The sequence below is a fragment of the Malonomonas rubra genome (genome assembly GCF_003247215.1).
Lineage (GTDB): Bacteria > Desulfobacterota > Desulfuromonadia > Desulfuromonadales > Geopsychrobacteraceae > Malonomonas > Malonomonas rubra_A.
The window spans coordinates 1-2,882 of the sequence record NZ_QKAP01000116.1 but is presented as its reverse complement, the minus strand read 5'-3'; the positions used below and the strand labels follow the sequence as shown (position 1 = coordinate 2,882).

The window sequence follows — 2,882 nt, the reverse complement described above, 5'->3', positions numbered from 1 at the left end:
GGACGCTCGGCATCACAGATAAGCAGCATATCCGAATCGAGTTGGCGATTGTTGTTGTCCAGGGAGACAATTTCGCTTTCCTTGCTTTTGGGTCGACGCACTATGATCTTTTTACCGTGCAGGGTGTCGAAATCAAAGGCGTGCAGTGGCTGGCCCGATTCAAGCATCACATAGTTGGTGATATCGACAATGTTATTAATCGGCCGCATGCCGACAGCGCTCAGCCGCTGCTGCATCCACTCTGGGGATGGCCCTATCTTGACGTTGGTCAGTTTTCTCGCGGTATAGCGGGGGCAAAGCTCGGCATCGTCGATAACCACAGCGTAATCGACACCCTTGCCGCTCAGCGGTGTGACGGACTCGACCAGCGGCTTAAGCGGTCCACCTGCAAAACTGGCGACCTCGCGGGCAATGCCGCGAACACTTGCACAGTCGGGGCGGTTCGGTGTCAGATCAACCTCGATGACCACATCGCGCATGGTCAGAGCATCGATCAGCGGCTGGCCGGCTGCAAGTGTACCGTCAAGATCCATAATACCGCCATGGTCGTTATCGATGCCAAGCTCACGGGAGGAACAGAGCATGCCCATGGAAACCACGCCACGAACCTTGGATTTCTTGATTTTGGTACCGTCGGGCAGTTTTACTCCAGGTTTAGCGAGCGCCGTAACCATACCGGCTCGGACATTGGGTGCACCACAGACGATTTGAACGCTCTCTTCACCGGTGTCGACGGTGCAAATGGTCAGCTTGTCTGCATCCGGGTGTTTGCTTACCTCGGTGACCCGGGCAGTAACAATCGGCGCGAGTTCGGCAAATAACTCTTCTACGCTGTCAACTTCCAGACCGAGCATGGTCAAGCGGTCGGCAATTTGGGCTGGAGTCAAGCCTTTAGTGGAAACGAACTGATTTAGCCAGCTGAGTGTGAATTTCATGACGGTCTATCCTGCAACAGCGTTATCGTAATGAAAACCGAAGGGTGAATCCCTACTAAACGATCCAATTGATGAGGGGCTGGAAGCGAAAAAACCACACCGGAAGAAATATGATCCGGTGTGGTTTACCTCGTTTAGCCATCAACTCACGCATCCGCGGTAATTGCCGAGGGATGGTGAGGGGCGAATATTTAAAACTGGGAAAGAAACCGGAGGTCGTTCTCGTAATACAGACGGATATCGTCGATACCATATTTGAGCATGGCTATACGCTCAACACCAAGGCCGAAGGCGAAACCGGAATAGACATCCGGATCGTAACCGACCATTTTGAGGACCTCGGGATCTATCAGACCGGAGCCTAGAATTTCCAGCCAGCCAGTCCGTTTACAAACCCTACACCCGCTGCCGCCACAGATCACGCAGGCAATATCGACCTCGGCACTGGGTTCGGTGAACGGGAAAAAGCTTGGACGGAAGCGAAGCGCCAGTTCACGCTCGAACATCTTGTGGGTGAAGGAGGTCAAAACCCCTTTGAGGTCAGCAAAGGAGACATCCTTATCGACCAAAAAGCCCTCCACCTGATGAAACATTGGCGTGTGAGTAATATCGGAATCGCAGCGATACACCTTACCAGGGGCTATGTAGCGCAGGGGGGGATCGTGCTTTTCCATGATCCGTGCCTGCATCGGGGAAGTGTGCGTGCGTAGCAGGATCGAATCCGTGACATAAAAGGTGTCGTGCATGTCACGGGCCGGATGATGCGGCGGTATATTCAGCGCCTCGAAATTATAGTAATCAGTTTCAACATCGGGTCCTTCGGCAACGGCAAAACCCAAGCCCTCAAAAATCGAACAGATCTCTTCCATGACCTGGGTCACGGGATGCAGTTTACCAAAAGGCAGAAAGCGTCCGGGGAGACTGTAATCGGTTGCACCGCTGCCCGCCTTCGGACTTGAGGCACCCAATTGGGCTTTGATTTCTTCAAAGCGTTGTTCAACGGCCTGTTTAATGTCGTTGGCCAGTTGGCCAAGTCGGGGGCGTTCCTCGGCGGCGACTGACTTCAACTGCCGCATGACGCCGGTCAGAAGTCCCCCTTTCCGCCCGAGGAACTGGATGCGGAAAGCCTCAAGGGCTGCTGCATCCTTGACATTCTCCAGAGCCTCGCCGGCTTCCTGCTTGAGCCTGAGCAGCTCGTTTTCCATGGGATTGATCCGAGAAAAATCAGGCAGCCAGTCCGGAAGCTTTCACAACGGCGGTGAAGGCATTGGGATCGACAATAGCCAGGTTGGAGAGCACCTTGCGATCAAGTTCAATCGCATTCTTGCCCATTCCATTGATCAGGCGGCTGTAATTGACACCATTCTGTTTGGCAGCAGCGCTGATACGGCTGATCCACAGGGCGCGGAACTCCCGTTTTTTGACACGCCGGTCACGATAGGCATAGCACAGGGCGCGGTCTACTGCCTCCGCTGCGGTTCTGAACAAGCGGTGCTTGCCGCCACGAAACCCTTTGGCCAAACTCAAAACTTTATTTCTTCTGCGGCGTGCTTTAAAACCGCGAGTTACACGAGGCATTGTCTTCTCCGTTCAAACTAAACATGCAAAACCGCTCGAAAAATAAATAATCAAGAGCGGAGTTAACCAATCCCGGACTATTCTGCCGGAGATCGATACCTTTACGCGTACGGCAGCATTCTCCGTACTGCTTTGACATCAACCTCGGCGATCAATGCGGACTTTCGCAGATTCCGTTTACGCTTAGTTGATTTCTTGGTCAGAATATGTGAGGAAAACGCCTTGTTACGGCGAATCCGACCGGCGCCGGTTGTTCTGAACCGTTTTGCAGCGCCTCTGTTGGTTTTCATTTTCGGCATGGTATACGCTCCTTACATCTTCGCCGGCCGTATAACCAGCCGGAACACATTAGGTTATAAACAATGGTTG

Annotated in this window: 4 protein-coding genes; all 4 read right to left on the bottom strand. The window is 53.1% G+C overall.

The window, feature by feature from the left end; translation table 11 throughout:
• Positions 1-935: YtpR family tRNA-binding protein (gene ytpR / locus Q7J88_RS12115; RefSeq protein ID WP_303722491.1), on the bottom strand; the 935-nt coding region annotated here is incomplete at its 3' end.
• 191 nt (positions 936-1,126) lie between these two features.
• Positions 1,127-2,140 (bottom strand): phenylalanine--tRNA ligase subunit alpha, encoded by a 1,014-nt coding sequence (pheS, locus tag Q7J88_RS12110; protein ID WP_303722490.1) that lies wholly within the window; start codon positions 2,138-2,140, stop codon positions 1,127-1,129.
• A 19-nt stretch (positions 2,141-2,159) separates the two neighbouring features.
• Positions 2,160-2,513: a 50S ribosomal protein L20 gene (gene rplT, locus Q7J88_RS12105; protein ID WP_303722489.1), complete on the bottom strand. Its 354-nt coding sequence runs from the start codon at positions 2,511-2,513 to the stop codon at positions 2,160-2,162.
• Positions 2,514-2,614: 101 nt separating this feature from the next.
• A complete protein-coding gene (gene rpmI / locus Q7J88_RS12100) occupies positions 2,615-2,812 on the bottom strand; it encodes a 50S ribosomal protein L35 (protein ID WP_303722488.1) in 198 nt (65 codons plus the stop codon).
• Between the last annotated feature and the right edge of the window lie 70 nt (positions 2,813-2,882).

Bases quoted from the DNA above. Each gene is read 5' to 3' on its own strand.
- rplT (WP_303722489.1), bottom strand. From the start codon at position 2,513: ATGCCTCGTGTAACTCGCGGTTTTAAAGCACGCCGCAGAAGAAATAAA.
- rpmI (WP_303722488.1), bottom strand. From the start codon at position 2,812: ATGCCGAAAATGAAAACCAACAGAGGCGCTGCAAAACGGTTCAGAACA.
- pheS (WP_303722490.1), bottom strand. From the start codon at position 2,140: ATGGAAAACGAGCTGCTCAGGCTCAAGCAGGAAGCCGGCGAGGCTCTG.